The organism is Chimaeribacter coloradensis, from assembly GCF_002858715.1.
In the GTDB taxonomy this organism is placed as follows: Bacteria; Pseudomonadota; Gammaproteobacteria; order Enterobacterales; family Enterobacteriaceae; genus Chimaeribacter; species Chimaeribacter coloradensis.
The window spans coordinates 1-14,400 of record NZ_PJZH01000005.1 but is presented as its reverse complement, the minus strand read 5'-3'; the positions used below and the strand labels follow the sequence as shown (position 1 = coordinate 14,400).

Sequence of the window (14,400 nt, the reverse complement as noted above, 5' to 3'; positions counted from 1 at the left end):
TGATGTTACAGGTCAATGAGTTGAACCAGTATTACGGCGGCAGCCACATTTTACGCGGCCTGGGGTTTGAGGCGCGCATCGGCGAAATCACCTGTTTGCTGGGGCGTAACGGCGTGGGTAAAACCACGCTGCTGAAGTGTCTGATGGGGCTGCTGCCGGTGAAATCAGGCACTGTGCACTGGCAGGGCAAGGCGATCACTCGCCATAAACCGCACCAGCGGGTGCAGGCGGGCATCGCCTATGTGCCGCAGGGGCGCGAGATTTTTCCCCGGCTGACGGTGGAAGAGAATTTGCTGATGGGGCTGTCGCGTTTCAGCGGTGCGCAGGCGCGGCAGGTGCCGGAGGATATTTATACCCTGTTTCCGGTGCTCAACGCGATGAAACAGCGGCGCGGCGGTGACCTCTCCGGCGGCCAGCAGCAGCAACTGGCGATTGGCCGGGCGCTGGCCTGCAAGCCGCAACTGCTGATTCTGGACGAGCCGACCGAGGGCATTCAGCCGTCGGTGATCAAGGAGATTGGGCAGGTGATCCGCACGCTGGCGGCACGCGGCGATATGGCGATTCTGCTGGTGGAGCAATTTTATGATTTCGCCGCAGAGCTGGCTGACAACTACCTGGTGATGTCCCGCGGCGCGATTATCCAGCGCGGGCGCGGCTGTGATATGGAGGCAGACGGTGTGCGGGGGCAGGTCGCCATCTGACATAAAAAAACCCCGGAGGCGGCAGCCTGCGGGGTTTTTCAGCACCTGATAGCAGGTCAGCTGCGGACTTTACGGTAAATGAACAGCACGACCAGCGCACCGATAACCGCGACAACAAAACTGCCGAAGTTGAAGCCATCCACCCGGCCAAAGCCGAAGAATGTACTGATCCAGCCACCGACCACAGCACCGATGATCCCCAGGATGATGGTAATGAAGAAGCCACCGCCATCTTTGCCCGGCATGATCCACTTAGCCAGGATACCTGCGATCAGACCAAAAATAATCCAAGATAAAATTCCCATAGACTCCTCCAACAGTGTCTTTAGCCGGGCGGTTGCGCCGGCAGGCGTTGCCCCAGCGACATGTTTACGATCCTGTACCCCCGGCCTCTCCCGCCAGGGGTGTAAACAGGGTTAAGTCTAGCAGGGGTTAAGAAAACTGCACAAAATCAGCATGTAGCCGCTTATTTCTTCGTCGCCTGCCGCTTTTTTTCGCCTTTTCACCGCGTTGCGTAAAGCACCTGCCGCCCCGTGTAACCTCACGTAAATTCTACTCCAGTTTTTTTGAACGATATCCTCAAAACATCCCGTTTTTCTTTTCGCGCCCTGCCGCTTATGCTTATCTCATCGAAAGGAAACGCCCTTTCACACACCGATAACCTTACTGATTACTGACAGGACACTGACCATGAAAAGCATCAAATATTTTGCAGTAGCTGCTACCCTTTCTCTGGCTGCCTTTGCAGGTGCTGCCGGTGCCGCCACCCTGACCCAACAGGATGCGGGTGAAAAACTGGGCATGGTGACGGCCAGCGGCGCGACCGATCTTTCCACGGTTGAAGCACAACTGGCGGCGAAAGCTCAGCAGGCTGGTGCCTCTTCCTACCGTATTATTTCCGTCAGCGGTAACAACAAGCTGCACGGCACGGCTGAACTCTATAAATAAGCCGCAGGAATAACGTACCCAGGTGATGCCGGCAGGCGCGTGCGCCATGCCGGTTCACTGACCCCCACTGCAACCCCCTCCCCGTTTTTCATCCGTTTTTTCGGCTTGCGTTCCATCATGACAACCATTCATTAACACGTGGTTGCCTCTGTTTTCTGCGGCTTATATGCTTGCCTCTTTCTGAGCCGGAGCCGTTATGACCCTTACTGAATCCCTGATCTCTTTCTCGTTTGCCGCCGGGGTATTGACCCTGACACCCGGGCTGGACACTGCCCTGATCCTGCGCACTGCCGCCACGGAAAACAGCCGCAAAGCCTTGCAGGCGGCGATGGGTATCAACGCCGGGTGCCTGGTCTGGGGCGCGTTGGTGGCACTGGGGCTGGGGGCGCTGCTGGCCGCTTCTGAACTTGCCTTTACGACCCTGAAATGGATTGGCGCGGGTTACCTCTGCTGGCTCGGCCTGAACATGATCCTGCGGCCGCGCACCTCAATGGCCCCGGAAACAGCGACGCCAGCCTCCCCCGGCAGCAACTGGTTCGTCAAAGGCCTGTTCGGCAACATCCTGAACCCGAAAATAGGCGTGTTTTATGTCTCTTTCCTGCCGCAATTTGTGCCCACCGGCTACCCGATGGCGGCTTCGGTGTTCAGCCTGGCGGTGATTCATGTGCTGATCGGCACCTTGTGGTCCTGCACACTGATTGCCGCAACCCGCCCGCTGGCACGCTGGCTGCGCCGCCCGGCGGTTGTGAAAACGCTGGATCGCCTGACCGGCTGCGTATTCCTGGTATTTGCTGCCCGGCTGGCGACCACGCGCCGGTAATCCCCTTTGCTGGCCGGCCCCCCTTTCGCCGGTCAGCAACACGCGTTCTCCGGCCGGTAACCCTGTCTTACCGGCCGGTAGCGCCCCGTCACCAGGTTGTTACACCAATTTTGCTCAATTTGTGGACGGCCGTCACATGCCCACTATCCTTTAAGGGGTAACTCCCGCTTTTTCCGGCCTGGCCGGACAAAGAAAATGCAGACCCTAAGGAGGCAGGAAGTGGAACCCACAGGCAAAAAAGGTATTTCACGGCGACAGGTGGTTGGCGGCATGTTAGGCGGTGTGGCCGCAGGTATGGCGCTGCCCGGTGTGGCGCAGGCGGCCACCGGTGACACCAGCACTGCCGGGCAGGCGGTGCCGCTGGCGGTAAAACAGAACCCGATTGATCAGTACCCGAAGCCGCCGTTTGAACGCCAGCCGCAAGACCCGCCGGGGCTGGCTAGTAAAATGCGGCCGCGCCCCGATCACGGTGAAAACAGCTACCGGGGTGCCGGTAAACTGGTGGGGCGCAAAGCGCTGATCACCGGGGGTGACTCCGGCATCGGCCGCGCTGCCGCCATCGCCTACGCCCGCGAAGGGGCGGATGTCGCGATTAACTACCTGCCGGTAGAGGAGCCGGATGCCCGTGAAGTGATCGATCTGATCCGGGCTGAAGGGCGCAACGCGGTGGCGATCCCCGGGGATCTGCGTGACGAGGCGTTCTGCAAGAAACTGATAAGTGAAGCGGTAGAGAAACTGGGCGGGCTGGATATTTTAGTCAATAACGCCGGTCACCAGCAGTCGGTGGATTCGATTCTGGATCTGACCAGCGAACAGTTTGATACCACGTTTAAAACCAACGTCTATGCGATGTTCTGGCTGAGCAAAGCGGCGATTCCGCACCTGCAACCCGGTGCGGCGATCATTAATACCGCGTCGGTGCAGGCCTTCAAGCCGGGCGAAGCACTGCTGGATTACGCCTCCACCAAGGCTGCGATTGTCGCCTTCACCAAAGCGCTGGCGAAACAGATCGCGCAGAAGGGCATCCGTGTTAATGCAGTAGCGCCCGGCCCCTACTGGACGCCGTTGCAATCCAGCGGCGGCCAGCCACAGGAAAAAGTGATGCAGTTCGGCAGTGAAGCCCCGTTTGGCCGCCCCGGCCAGCCGGTGGAGATCGCGCCGCTGTATGTGCTGCTGGCCTCGCAGGAAGCGAGCTTCACCTCCGGCCAGGTCTGGGGGTCGGACGGCGGCACCGGCACCGCCTGATCCTGCGTTTTCCGGCGCGGCCCCTGCCGCGCCGCTTGCGCTGCGGTTATGCCGGCTGCGACAAAGCCAGCCAGCGCTGTACGGAGGGGCGCTGCCACTGCGTTCCGGCGTACGCGGCCAGCCGGGCCGGTACGGCGTCCCCGTTCATCACCAGCCGGTTAAGCATCAGCGCCAGATCGGTGTCGGCGATGCTCCACCGGTCAAACAGATGTAATTGCCCTTCCGGCAACAGCGCGTCCGCCGCGGCAATCAGCTTTTCTGCCGCCTGTTGCCCCTCGCGCGTCAGTGGCTCTGCCCGCAGGCCGCCAAACACCACTTCCGTTGGCCGCTCTGCGCGGAGCGCCCCCAGATCGCTGCGTAACCACGCCTGCACCTCACGCGCCTTTGCCCGCTGCGTGCGCGACACCGGGTAGAGGGCGACATAGTCCGGTGCCGGAAAGCACTCTTCCAGATACTCATCAATCGCGGAAGACTCCGATAGCCGGAACGCCCCCTCAACCAGCGTCGGCACCCGGCGCGTCAGCGAGAGCGCGCCATAAGGCGGCTGCTGCTGCTCACCCGCACCCAGCGCCACGGTTTCCAGCCTGAAGCCGGCCCCTTTTTCTGTCAGCGCCACAAAGGCAGACATGGCATAAGGGCTGAAATAGTTATCGTCCACATACAGGGTAAACATGGGATGCTCCTTGGCGGCTGACACAGAGGGATCGGCAGGCGGGCACTGCCCTGCCATTTATTGACTAAGCTATTGTTATCTCTGTTTTGTATTCCCTGAGTCAATGTGTTTGTTTTTTCTTCACCCTGTTCTCAGGCCATAAGGACCGTTATGCCGGACATTGCACATTTTATTACTGACTATGGTTATTGGGCGCTGCTGGCCGGCTGCCTGCTGGAGGGCGAGACCATCACCCTGCTCGGCGGCATTGCTGCGCATCACGGGCTGCTGAAGTTGCCGTGGGTGCTGGCGGTGGTGGCATTTGGCGGCTGCCTGGGCGATCAGATCCTCTATTTTACCGGGCGGCGTTTTGGCCCGCGGCTGCTGGGGAAACTAAAACGCCGTCAGCCGCAAATCGAACGCGCCAGGCAGCTGATTAATCACCACCCGGCGCTGTTTGTATTAGGTGTGCGTTTTATGTATGGCTTCCGCATTATCGGGCCGGTAATCATCGGTGCCAGTAAAATGCCGGTAGCACGCTTTGTCAGCCTGAATATTCTCGGTGCCTGTATCTGGTCACTGGTATGGGTGTTGCTGGGCTATTTCTGTGGCCACTTTATTGAGAATCTGCTGGGGGCGATGGATAAAAAGGTTTCCGGTGCGCTGGTGATTATTGGGGCGGTGGCCTTTGTCTTGCTGATGAAATTCCTGCTTGGCCGGATGGATAAAAATAAGCAGGAAAGATAATCCCTATTCCCTGACGTAAGGAGAGGGTTAGCCTGCATCAGGGAAATATTTTTGCCGGAAATAGTCCCGGTATAAAATTACTATCACTATCATATTGAGTGTTATGCATATTCCTCACCCCCTCGCTGCCCCTTTCTTATTCACAATGCGAGCATAATCACAGACCCCGCCCGTTTAAAAACCTATTTTATTGGTGTCCGCGTGACCCTATATTCCTCCTCCCTGAAAGAAACCCTTAACATAGTAAGTAGGATAATTAATTACATAATCTCTTTACGTTTCTTATTGCATGAATGACAAGGAAATCACATGACAGCAAGCTGGATCATAAATGAGTATCTCGACCCCTGCACGTTGCCTGACAATCTGGCCGACGCATTTCCGCCGTTGGTAGAACCCCTGGTTGACATCGGTTATACCCCCGTCCTTTATTGCGGGCACCAGATTGTAAATGGTACCAATTATATGCTGATCTGTAAGCGGGTGATGCTCGCCCCGGTTTTTTCGACCACGCTGGTGAAATGTATTATCCACGAAACTTTGCCCGTTCAGGGCCAGCGCCATTACCATATTCTCTCTATGGAAGAGTTAATGAATATCCGTTAATCGTTTCCATTACGCAGAAAAGGGCGGGGTGATGAGAATACCCGTGCTGTTTTAGCGCTGGATGGCTGAAATAACCGGTTTCATTTAATAACCCAACGGTGCCGCGCTTTAACCTGCGGGTAACGGCTTATCAGGCATTGGCCTGCTAACCTTTTATTTTTCTTCCCTGAATCAGGCGAGCCAAATAAATGTGGATGAGATTTTGGCTCGCTGTTTTCTGAAAGGCATGGCTATCTCTCTCAGGCACGGCCACCTGCCTTCTACCCCGCACCTTCCCGTGGCCTGCCCTTTTCTGCGATCTGCCTCGTAAATTTTTAAAACAGCGTTCCAGTTATGAAAACCCCCTTTGTTATGCTGGCCCGCATGTTCTTTTATTAACCATCAGGAGTCAGGATGAGCAAGCGCGTCGCCATACTGTTGGCAGAAGGATTTGAGGAAGCGGAAGCGGTCATTGTCATGGATGTGTTGCAGCGCCTGGAGATTGAGGTCGTGACCGTGGCCTGCCAGGCCGCGCGGCAGGTGGTGAGTTACCACGGGCTGAACGTCACTGCTGACAGCCTGCTGGCAGACCTGCATGCCACCCTGTTTGATGCGGTGGTGCTGCCCGGCGGCCCGCAGGGCACGGTGAACCTGGCGGCCGACCCGCAGGTGACGGACTTTATCCGCCGTCACGATCAGGCCGGTAAATGGATCTGCCCGCTCTGTTCTGCCGCCGCGCGGGTGCTGGGCGGCAACCGGCTGCTGCAGGGGCGGCGCTACGTCTGCTCCGGGGATCTCCACCAGACCGTAGACGATGGCCGCTATGTTGATGAAAACGTCGTGGAGGACGGCAACCTGATCAGTGGCCGGGGGCTGGGCGTGGCCTTTGATTTCGCCTTTTATCTGGCCTGGCGACTGACGGGCGAAAAAGAGAAGATCAATTTCCAGGCAGAACACATCTATTACGACAGCTGGCGCGTGCCGCAATAATCTTCTGACCTATTTAAAAATGAAATAGGGTGCAATGGATATATTCATCGCGCCCTATTTCCGGCCGCCCCGTTATTCCCTTGCTCCGCCGGGCGGCCGCCGCAGAAACCGGTTACCGCGATCACATAAATAAAGAAACGTAATTTCATAAACAAATATCAGAATGGCTGCCCCCGCCCGGCTGGTTTAAAACCGTGGCTACCTTTGTTAACAGCACTCCTTATTAAGGATGGTTGAAATGAGTGAAGTTCTCTCGGTTAAAGAAAAAATCGGCTACGGTCTGGGGGATGCAGCCAGCCATATTATTTTCGATAACGTCATGCTTTACATGATGTTTTTCTACACCGATATTTTCGGCATTCCGGCCGGGTATGTCGGCACGATGTTTTTACTGGCCCGCGCGCTGGATGCCGTCTCCGACCCCTGCATGGGGCTGATCGCCGACCGTACCCGCACGCGCTTCGGCAAATTCCGCCCTTATGTCCTGTTCGGTGCCATTCCGTTCGGCATCGTCTGCGTCTTTACCTACAGCACGCCTGAACTCAGCATGACCGGCAAAATGATCTATGCCGCCATTACCTACACCCTGCTGACGCTGATGTATACGGTGGTTAACATCCCTTATTGCGCGCTGGGCGGCGTCATTACTGCTGACCCCACGCAGCGTATTTCCCTGCAATCCTACCGCTTTGTGCTGGCTACCGCGGGCGGCATGCTGAGCACGGTGCTGATGATGCCGCTGGTCACGCTGATTGGCGGCGAAAACCAGGCGCTGGGCTACCAGGGCGGGATCGCGGTGCTGGCGCTGGTCGCGGTGGTGATGCTGGCGATCTGTTTCGCTACCACCAAAGAGCGCGTCAGTGATGAGGGTGCGCTGAAAGGCACCATGCGTGAGGATTTGCGCGACATCTGGCAGAACGACCAGTGGCGCGTGGTGGGCTGGCTGACGCTGCTGAATATTCTGGCGGTCTCGGTACGCGGCGGCGCCATGATGTATTACGTCACCTATATTCTCGGCAACCCGGCGGTGTTCGCCATGTTCCTCGGCACCTACTCCGTGGGCAACCTGATCGGCAGCGCGCTGGCGAAACCCCTCACCGACTGGAAATGCAAAGTCAGCGTCTTCTGGTGGACCAACGCCGCACTGGCAGTGCTCAGTATTGCCATGTTCTGGGTGCCGGTCAGCGCCAATATCACCATGTTTATCTTCATCTTTATCATCGGTGTGCTGCACCAGCTGGTGACGCCGATCCAGTGGGTGATGATGTCCGATACCGTGGATTACGGCGAATGGCGGAACGGCAAACGCCTGACCGGCATCAGCTTTGCCGGCACCCTGTTTGTGCTGAAACTCGGGCTGGCCCTCGGCGGAGCGCTGATTGGCTGGCTGCTGGCCGGGGCGGGCTACCAGTCCGGCGCAGCGACACAAAACGCAGCGACCCTCACCAGCATTATCGCGCTGTTTACCCTGGTGCCGGGCATCTGCTACCTGTTGAGCGCCCTGATCTGCAAGCGCTTCTATACCCTGCGCACCCCGATGCTGCGGAACATCCTTGATGAGCTGGCCAACGGCGTCCGCCGCAACCAGCAGCAATTTTTGAAGTAACAGGAGACGTGAGATGAAAATCAGTGACGGTAACTGGCTGATTCAGCCGGGCCTGACGCTTATTCACCCTTTGCAGGTCTTTGAGGTGGAACACCGGGCGCAGGAGATGGTGGTCTATGCCGCCCCACGGGACGCGCGTGAACGCGCCGGGCAGGTTGACTCCCCGCTGTTTACCTTACGCTTTACCGCACCGCAACCAGGCATCATCGGGGTCCGTATCGCCCACTTTGAGGGTGCGCTGCCGCGCGGCCCACACTACCCGCTCAACAGCCTGAATGATGCGCCGGTACGCAGCGAAGAGAATGAGGAATTTGCCGCGCTGCACAGCGGCGACCTGACGGTCCGCGTGACCAAGGGCGACGCGTGGGCGCTCGACTTCTTGCGCCGGGGCGAACGCATTACCGGCAGCGCGGCGAAATCCGCAGGGTATGTGCAGGATAGCCGGAGCGGCAAAAACTATGTCTATGAGCGGCTCGACCTGGCCGTGGGTGAAACCGTCTATGGCCTGGGCGAGCGGTTTACGGCCTTCGTGAAAAACGGCCAGACCGTAGAGACCTGGAACCGCGACGGCGGCACCAGCACCGAACAGGCCTACAAAAATATTCCTTTCTACCTGACCAACAAAGGCTATGGCGTGTTGGTCAATCACCCGGAGTGCGTGTCGTTCGAGGTCGGGTCGGAGAAGGTGTCCAAAGTGCAGTTCAGCGTGGAGAGTGAGCACCTCGACTATTTTGTGATCGACGGCCCCACGCCAAAGCAGGTGCTGGACCGCTACACCCGCTTCACCGGTCGCCCGGCGCTGCCGCCCGCCTGGTCTTTCGGCCTCTGGCTGACGACGTCGTTTACCACCAATTATGATGAAGAGACCGTCAACCGCTTTATTGACGGTATGGCCGAGCGCCGGTTGCCGCTGCATGTGTTTCACTTCGATTGCTTCTGGATGAAAGCCTTCCAGTGGTGCGATTTTGAGTGGGACCCGGCCACCTTCCCCGACCCGCAAGGGATGCTGGCCCGCCTGAAAGCGCGCGGCCTGAAAATCTGCCTGTGGATTAACCCCTACATTGGGCAGAAATCCCCACTGTTCAAAGAGGGCATGGAAAAGGGCTTCCTGCTGAAGCGCCCTGACGGCGATGTCTGGCAGTGGGACAAGTGGCAGCCCGGCCAGGCCATTGTTGATTTCACCCACCCGGGGGCCTGCGAATGGTATGCCGGGCATCTTAAGCGGTTGATCGATATGGGCGTTGACTGCTTCAAAACCGATTTCGGCGAACGTATCCCTACCGACGTGGTATGGGCCAACGGGGCCTGCCCGCAAAAAATGCATAACCATTATGCGTTTATCTATAACGAGCTGGTCTATCACACCCTGCAGGAGAAACTGGGCCGCGATCAGGCGGTGCTGTTTGCCCGCTCCGCCTCTGTGGGTGCGCAGCAATTCCCGGTTCACTGGGGCGGTGACTGCTATGCCACTTATGAATCTATGGCAGAAAGCCTGCGCGGCGGGCTGTCGCTGGGCCTTTCCGGTTTTGGCTTCTGGAGCCATGACATCGGCGGCTTTGAAAATACCGCCCCGGCGCACATCTATAAACGCTGGTGTGCGTTCGGCCTGCTGTCGAGCCACAGCCGCCTGCATGGCAGTAAATCTTACCGGGTGCCGTGGGCTTATGACGATGAAGCCTGTGACGTGGTGCGCCACTTTACCGAATGGAAATGCCGGATGATGCCCTACCTCTACGCCCAGGCCGCCGAAGCGGCAGAGCACGGCACCCCCATGATGCGCGCTATGGTGCTGGAGTTCCCGGACGACCCTGGCTGTGACTACCTCGACCGGCAGTACATGCTGGGCGGCAGCCTGCTGGTCGCGCCGGTCTTCAGCGAGCAGGGCGATGTCAGCTTCTATCTGCCGGAAGGGCGCTGGACGCACCTGTTCAGCAATGCCCGCCTGGAGGGTGGCCGCTGGCATAAAGAGCAGCATGATTTTACCAGCCTGCCGCTCTACGTCCGCCCGAACACGCTGCTGGCGTTAGGCGAACAGGATCAGCGGCCCGATTACGATTACAGTGACCAGCCGTTCTTCCAGCTGTTTGAATTAGAAGAGGGGCACCGTGCTGAAAGCCAGCTGGTGAATCAGACGGGCGCCGTGGTATTTACCCTGGCGGCTGAGCGTCACGGCCAACAGATCACCCTGCGGGCAACAGGCGCTGCGCCAGGCTGGCGACTCTGCCTGCGCAATGTCATGGCAATTTCTGATGTCCGCCATGGGGCGAACCAGCAAGGCGAATGGGGCGCGGTCATCACGCCGGAAAGGGGCGCAGACAGTATTATCATCACCCTGCCCTGATCCCCGCTAAGCAGGATAAAAAAAGCCCGCCGGAGCGGGCTTTTTAACAGGGTGCATGGGCAGCGATGCGTTGCAACGGAGGGGCGGGCAGATGCCCGCCCCGGTTGCCTTACCCTCAGGATCCGCAGTCCATAATGATGGCAACGTTAATGTCGTTATTGTTGACCCGCACCTCGCAGAGCGAACTGCGCGTTATCCACATAAATATCAATAAGGTGACGCAGATAACGATCAAACAAATAACCCCACTTTTTTGCAGCATATTGGCCTCCAAATCCTTGCCTTGCGGCGGGTAAGAGGCTAACCTGATGTTGTTACGCATACAGATAGGCCTCACTTTGATTAACGTCGGGTGGGGCCTTTTCTTTGTCTGCACCAGGCGGCCCGGAACAGACATGTCCAGGCACCCGCCGGTAGCATACGCTTTTCTTTTTATTACGCAACGCTTTGATTATTTAGGATTTTATTTATATTCATAAAGCGAATGAAAGAAATAAAGAAAGGATATGCAACGAGTTGATCATGTGTGTTCCCCTGCCGGCAACGGCTTAATACACCCCCTCTCCATGACGTTCGCGATACTCTTTTGGGGTCATATCGTCATCTTTTTTAAATACGGAATAGAAGTACTGTAATGAGGGGTAGCCACACATCTGCGAGATCTCATTGATGGAAAGCGACGTCGCTTTTAACAGATTGCGTGCCCGCTCCAGTTTCTCTTCGTGAATTACCCCATGAATGGTCTGCCCGATCTCATCTTTGAAGCGCTTCTCCAGGTTGGAGCGGGAAATCCCCACGGCATCCAGCACCTGTTCAACCTTAATCCCCTTACAGGCGTGATAACGGATAAAGTGCATCGCCTGAATCACTGCCGGATCGCGCAGTGAGCGGAAATCGGTAGAGCGGCGGGCCACGACTTTTACCGGCGGCACCAGAATGCGTTGCAGCGGCAGGGTGTTATCGTTCAGGAGCTGATGGAGCAGTTTAGCGGCCCGGTACCCCATCTGGCGCGTGCCCTGCACTACGGAAGAGAGCGCCACGCGTGAGAGGTAACGGGTCAGCTCTTCATTATCAATGCCGATAACGCTGAGCTTTTCCGGCACCGGAATATCCAGATGCTCGCAAACCTGCAACAGGTGGCGCGCCCGGGCATCCGTCACGGCGATGATGCCGGTCTGCTGCGGCAACGTCTGTACCCAGTCCGCCAGGCGGTTTTGCGCGTGTTGCCAGTTTTCAGGCGCGGTCTCCATGCCCTGGTAGACCACGCCCTGATATTGTTCGGCGGCCACCTGTGCCCGGAAGGCGTGTTCCCGCTCCTGCGCCCAGCGTTTGCCGCTGGCGTGCGGCAAACCATAAAAAGCGAAACGGTTGATGCCTTTTTCCTTGAGATGCAGGAAGGCGGCTTCTACCAGCGCCTGGTTATCTGTGGCGATGTAGTGCACGGAGGGGTAATCCTCCGGCCGGTGGTATGACCCGCCTACCCCGACAATCGGAACATTCACACCTTGCAGCAGAGACTGAATACTCCGGTCGTCAAAGTCAGCGATAACCCCATCACCCAGCCAGTCCTTGATGTTGTCGATGCGGCAACGAAAATCCTCTTCGATGAAAATATCCCAGTCGCACTGTGACGCCTGTAAATACTCACCGACGCCTTCAACGACCTGCCGGTCATAAACCTTATTGGCATTAAACAACAGCGTAATCCGGTAGCGCTTTTCAAACATGGTGAGTTATCCCGTTGATTCACTGTCTTCTGGATAGCACAGCCACCTGCCCTCATGGCATAAAAGATGAACCAAGTGTGATCGTTCTCGATCTATTTTTCAGGGAATGCCGGTCTCGCCACGCCTGCTGTGGTTTTGCGCCGTCAGCGGCTCAGGCACGGCGTTTGGTTGCGGAATCCATCCAGACAGCCAGCAGCAGAATGGCCCCTTTGACGATGTACTGCCAGAAGGTCGGGACATCCAGCATACTCATGCCGTTGTCCAGCGAGGCCATAATAAAGGCACCCATCACGGCCCCGGCCACGCTGCCGACCCCGCCTGCCAGGCTGGTGCCGCCAATGACACAGGCGGCGATGGCATCCAGTTCCGCGATGTTGCCCGCAGAAGGTGACCCCGCCCCCAGCCGCGAGCTGAGAATCAGCCCGGCGATGGCGACCATCAGGCCGTTAATGGCAAACACCGCCAGCTTGGTGCGTTCCACATTCACGCCGGAGAGGCGCGCCGCATCAATGTTGCCGCCGATGGCGTAAATACGGCGGCCGAAGGCGGTGCGCGTCGCCATAAAGAGGCCTGCCAGCATCAGCGCCGCCAGCACCAGCACCGGCGTCGGCACCCCGCGGTAATCATTCAGCAAATAGATAGCCCCCAGCACAATAACGGCCGTCAGCGCCTGGCCGGATACCGCTTTCCCCGCCGCCGGCAGCGGCAGGTTCAGTGCCTGGCGCTGTTGCCGCCGCCGCCACTGCCAGCCGATAAACAGCAACAGCGTCAGCGCGCCAATGCCGAACCCCACGCCGTCCGGCAGGTAGCTCTGGCCAATCAACGACATCCCTTCGCTGGTGGGTGCCACGGTGGTGCCGTGGGTAATGCCGATCAGCACGCCGCGGAAAGCCAGCATACCTGCCAGCGTGACGATAAAAGAGGGCACCTTACGGTAGGCGACCCACCAGCCGTTCCACGCCCCCAGCAGCAGCCCCAGCGCCAGGGTCACGATCACCGTGACAGGCAGCGGCCAGCCAAGCCAGACGTCAAAAATCGCCGCTGCCCCGCCGAGCAGCCCCATCATTGACCCGACCGAGAGGTCAATTTCCGCAGAGATAATCACAAACACCATGCCCACGGCCAGAATGCCGGTGATGGCCGTCTGGCGCAGCAGGTTAGAGATGTTGCGCGGGCTGATATACGCCCCGTCTGTGGTAAAGGTGAAGAACAGGATGATGATGACAATCGCCGCCAGCATCACATACACCTGAAGGTTGATGTGCTTCAGGCGTTGCAACAGGCTGTGTGATTCTGCCGCCGCCGGCACGGCGTCAGGCTGGGTAATTTTCGACATAAGGTTCACTCCTGAGAGCCGCTTCCATCACCTGCTCTTGCGTCAGGTTCTGGTTAATAAGGGAGGCTTTGCATTTACCCAGATGCATCACCAGCACCCGGTCACTCAGGCCCAGGACTTCCGGTAATTCGGAAGAGATCACAATCACGGCGATCCCCTGCTGGGCCAGCTGGTTAATAAGCTTGTAGATTTCAGATTTCGCGCCGATGTCGATGCCCCGTGTGGGTTCATCCAGAATCAGGATGCGTGGGTTGAGCAGCAAACACTTGGCCAGAATCGCCTTCTGCTGGTTCCCACCGCTCAGGCGGCCGATGGCGAGCTCCGGCGACGAGGTTTTGACGCGCAACGAAGCGATAGAGCGCTGAATGACTGACTGCTCCTGCGCATCGTCCAATACGCTGAGCCGCCCGGTGAAACCCGACAGCGCCGCCAGCGTGATATTGGCCCCGACCCCCATCACCGGCACAATGCCGTCCCGTTTGCGATCTTCCGGCACCATCGCGATGCCGCTGCGCATCGCGTCCTGGCAGGTGCGCAGGGTGACCGGCTGCCCGTCGATGAAAATGCTGCCCTGCCAGCGCCCGGGGTAAGCGCCGAACAGGCACTGTACCGTTTCCGTGCGGCCGGAGCCGACCAGCCCGGCCACGCCCAGGATCTCCCCCCGCCGCAAACTGAAGCTGACATCATCCACCCGCTTGATAT

Annotated in this window: 15 protein-coding genes; 9 read left to right on the top strand and 6 right to left on the bottom strand. The window is 58.1% G+C overall.

Translation table 11 applies throughout. The annotated features are described in order from the left end of the window. The first annotated feature begins 2 nt into the window (after positions 1–2). Entirely contained in the window at positions 3–701 is a 699-nt protein-coding gene (gene urtE / locus CYR32_RS07555; RefSeq protein WP_101823939.1) for an urea ABC transporter ATP-binding subunit UrtE, read from the top strand. 56 nt (positions 702–757) lie between these two features. On the opposite strand, the gene CYR32_RS07550 is transcribed toward urtE, so the two are convergent. Further along, positions 758–1,006 carry a GlsB/YeaQ/YmgE family stress response membrane protein gene (locus tag CYR32_RS07550; RefSeq protein WP_072927699.1) on the bottom strand — a complete coding sequence of 83 codons (249 nt, stop codon included), beginning with the start codon at positions 1,004–1,006 and terminating at the stop codon, positions 758–760. A gap of 385 nt (positions 1,007–1,391) precedes the next feature. On the opposite strand from CYR32_RS07550, the gene bhsA reads away from it, so the two are divergent. The 3 genes from bhsA to CYR32_RS07535 all read left to right on the top strand — a co-directional run bounded on the left by bhsA (position 1,392) and on the right by CYR32_RS07535 (position 3,714). Next, on the top strand, positions 1,392–1,649 hold the full coding sequence (gene bhsA / locus CYR32_RS07545; RefSeq protein WP_101823788.1) for a multiple stress resistance protein BhsA: 258 nt from the start codon (positions 1,392–1,394) through the stop codon (positions 1,647–1,649). Between the two features lie 196 nt (positions 1,650–1,845). Next, a complete protein-coding gene (locus tag CYR32_RS07540) occupies positions 1,846–2,469 on the top strand; it encodes a LysE family translocator (RefSeq protein ID WP_101823787.1) in 624 nt (207 codons plus the stop codon). A gap of 270 nt (positions 2,470–2,739) precedes the next feature. Next, complete coding sequence (locus CYR32_RS07535) at positions 2,740–3,714, top strand: SDR family oxidoreductase (RefSeq protein WP_241523778.1); 975 nt, start codon at positions 2,740–2,742, stop codon at positions 3,712–3,714. Positions 3,715–3,760: 46 nt separating this feature from the next. Here CYR32_RS07535 and yfcF read toward each other — a convergent pair whose 3' ends face one another. Further along, positions 3,761–4,387, bottom strand: coding sequence for a glutathione transferase (gene yfcF, locus CYR32_RS07530; protein WP_101823786.1), 627 nt, complete (start codon positions 4,385–4,387; stop codon positions 3,761–3,763). 150 nt (positions 4,388–4,537) lie between these two features. On the opposite strand from yfcF, the gene CYR32_RS07525 reads away from it, so the two are divergent. The 5 genes from CYR32_RS07525 (at position 4,538) to yicI (ending at position 10,635) form a co-directional block, all read left to right on the top strand. Then, on the top strand, positions 4,538–5,113 hold the full coding sequence (locus CYR32_RS07525) for a DedA family protein (RefSeq protein WP_101823785.1): 576 nt from the start codon (positions 4,538–4,540) through the stop codon (positions 5,111–5,113). 309 nt (positions 5,114–5,422) lie between these two features. Further along, entirely contained in the window at positions 5,423–5,719 is a 297-nt protein-coding gene (locus CYR32_RS07520) for a hypothetical protein (protein WP_101823784.1), read from the top strand. 393 nt (positions 5,720–6,112) lie between these two features. Next, complete coding sequence (locus CYR32_RS07515; protein WP_101823783.1) at positions 6,113–6,688, top strand: DJ-1/PfpI family protein; 576 nt, start codon at positions 6,113–6,115, stop codon at positions 6,686–6,688. Positions 6,689–6,926: 238 nt separating this feature from the next. Then, complete coding sequence (locus CYR32_RS07510; protein ID WP_101823782.1) at positions 6,927–8,294, top strand: glycoside-pentoside-hexuronide family transporter; 1,368 nt, start codon at positions 6,927–6,929, stop codon at positions 8,292–8,294. 13 nt (positions 8,295–8,307) lie between these two features. Next, positions 8,308–10,635, top strand: a complete 2,328-nt coding sequence (gene yicI, locus CYR32_RS07505) for an alpha-xylosidase (protein WP_101823781.1) — start codon at positions 8,308–8,310, stop codon at positions 10,633–10,635. Between the two features lie 115 nt (positions 10,636–10,750). Here the strand turns inward: yicI and CYR32_RS21975 are convergent, their stop codons facing one another. The 4 genes from CYR32_RS21975 to CYR32_RS07485 form a co-directional block, all read right to left on the bottom strand. Then, complete coding sequence (locus tag CYR32_RS21975) at positions 10,751–10,897, bottom strand: Hok/Gef family protein (RefSeq protein ID WP_206602446.1); 147 nt, start codon at positions 10,895–10,897, stop codon at positions 10,751–10,753. A 286-nt stretch (positions 10,898–11,183) separates the two neighbouring features. After that, complete coding sequence (xylR, locus tag CYR32_RS07495) at positions 11,184–12,362, bottom strand: D-xylose utilization transcriptional activator XylR (protein WP_101823780.1); 1,179 nt, start codon at positions 12,360–12,362, stop codon at positions 11,184–11,186. A 151-nt stretch (positions 12,363–12,513) separates the two neighbouring features. After that, on the bottom strand, positions 12,514–13,698 hold the full coding sequence (gene xylH / locus CYR32_RS07490; protein ID WP_101823779.1) for a xylose ABC transporter permease XylH: 1,185 nt from the start codon (positions 13,696–13,698) through the stop codon (positions 12,514–12,516). Then, the coding region (locus CYR32_RS07485; protein WP_146000677.1) for an ATP-binding cassette domain-containing protein at positions 13,676–14,400 on the bottom strand (725 nt) is incomplete at its 5' end. The genes xylH and CYR32_RS07485, both read right to left, overlap by 23 nt.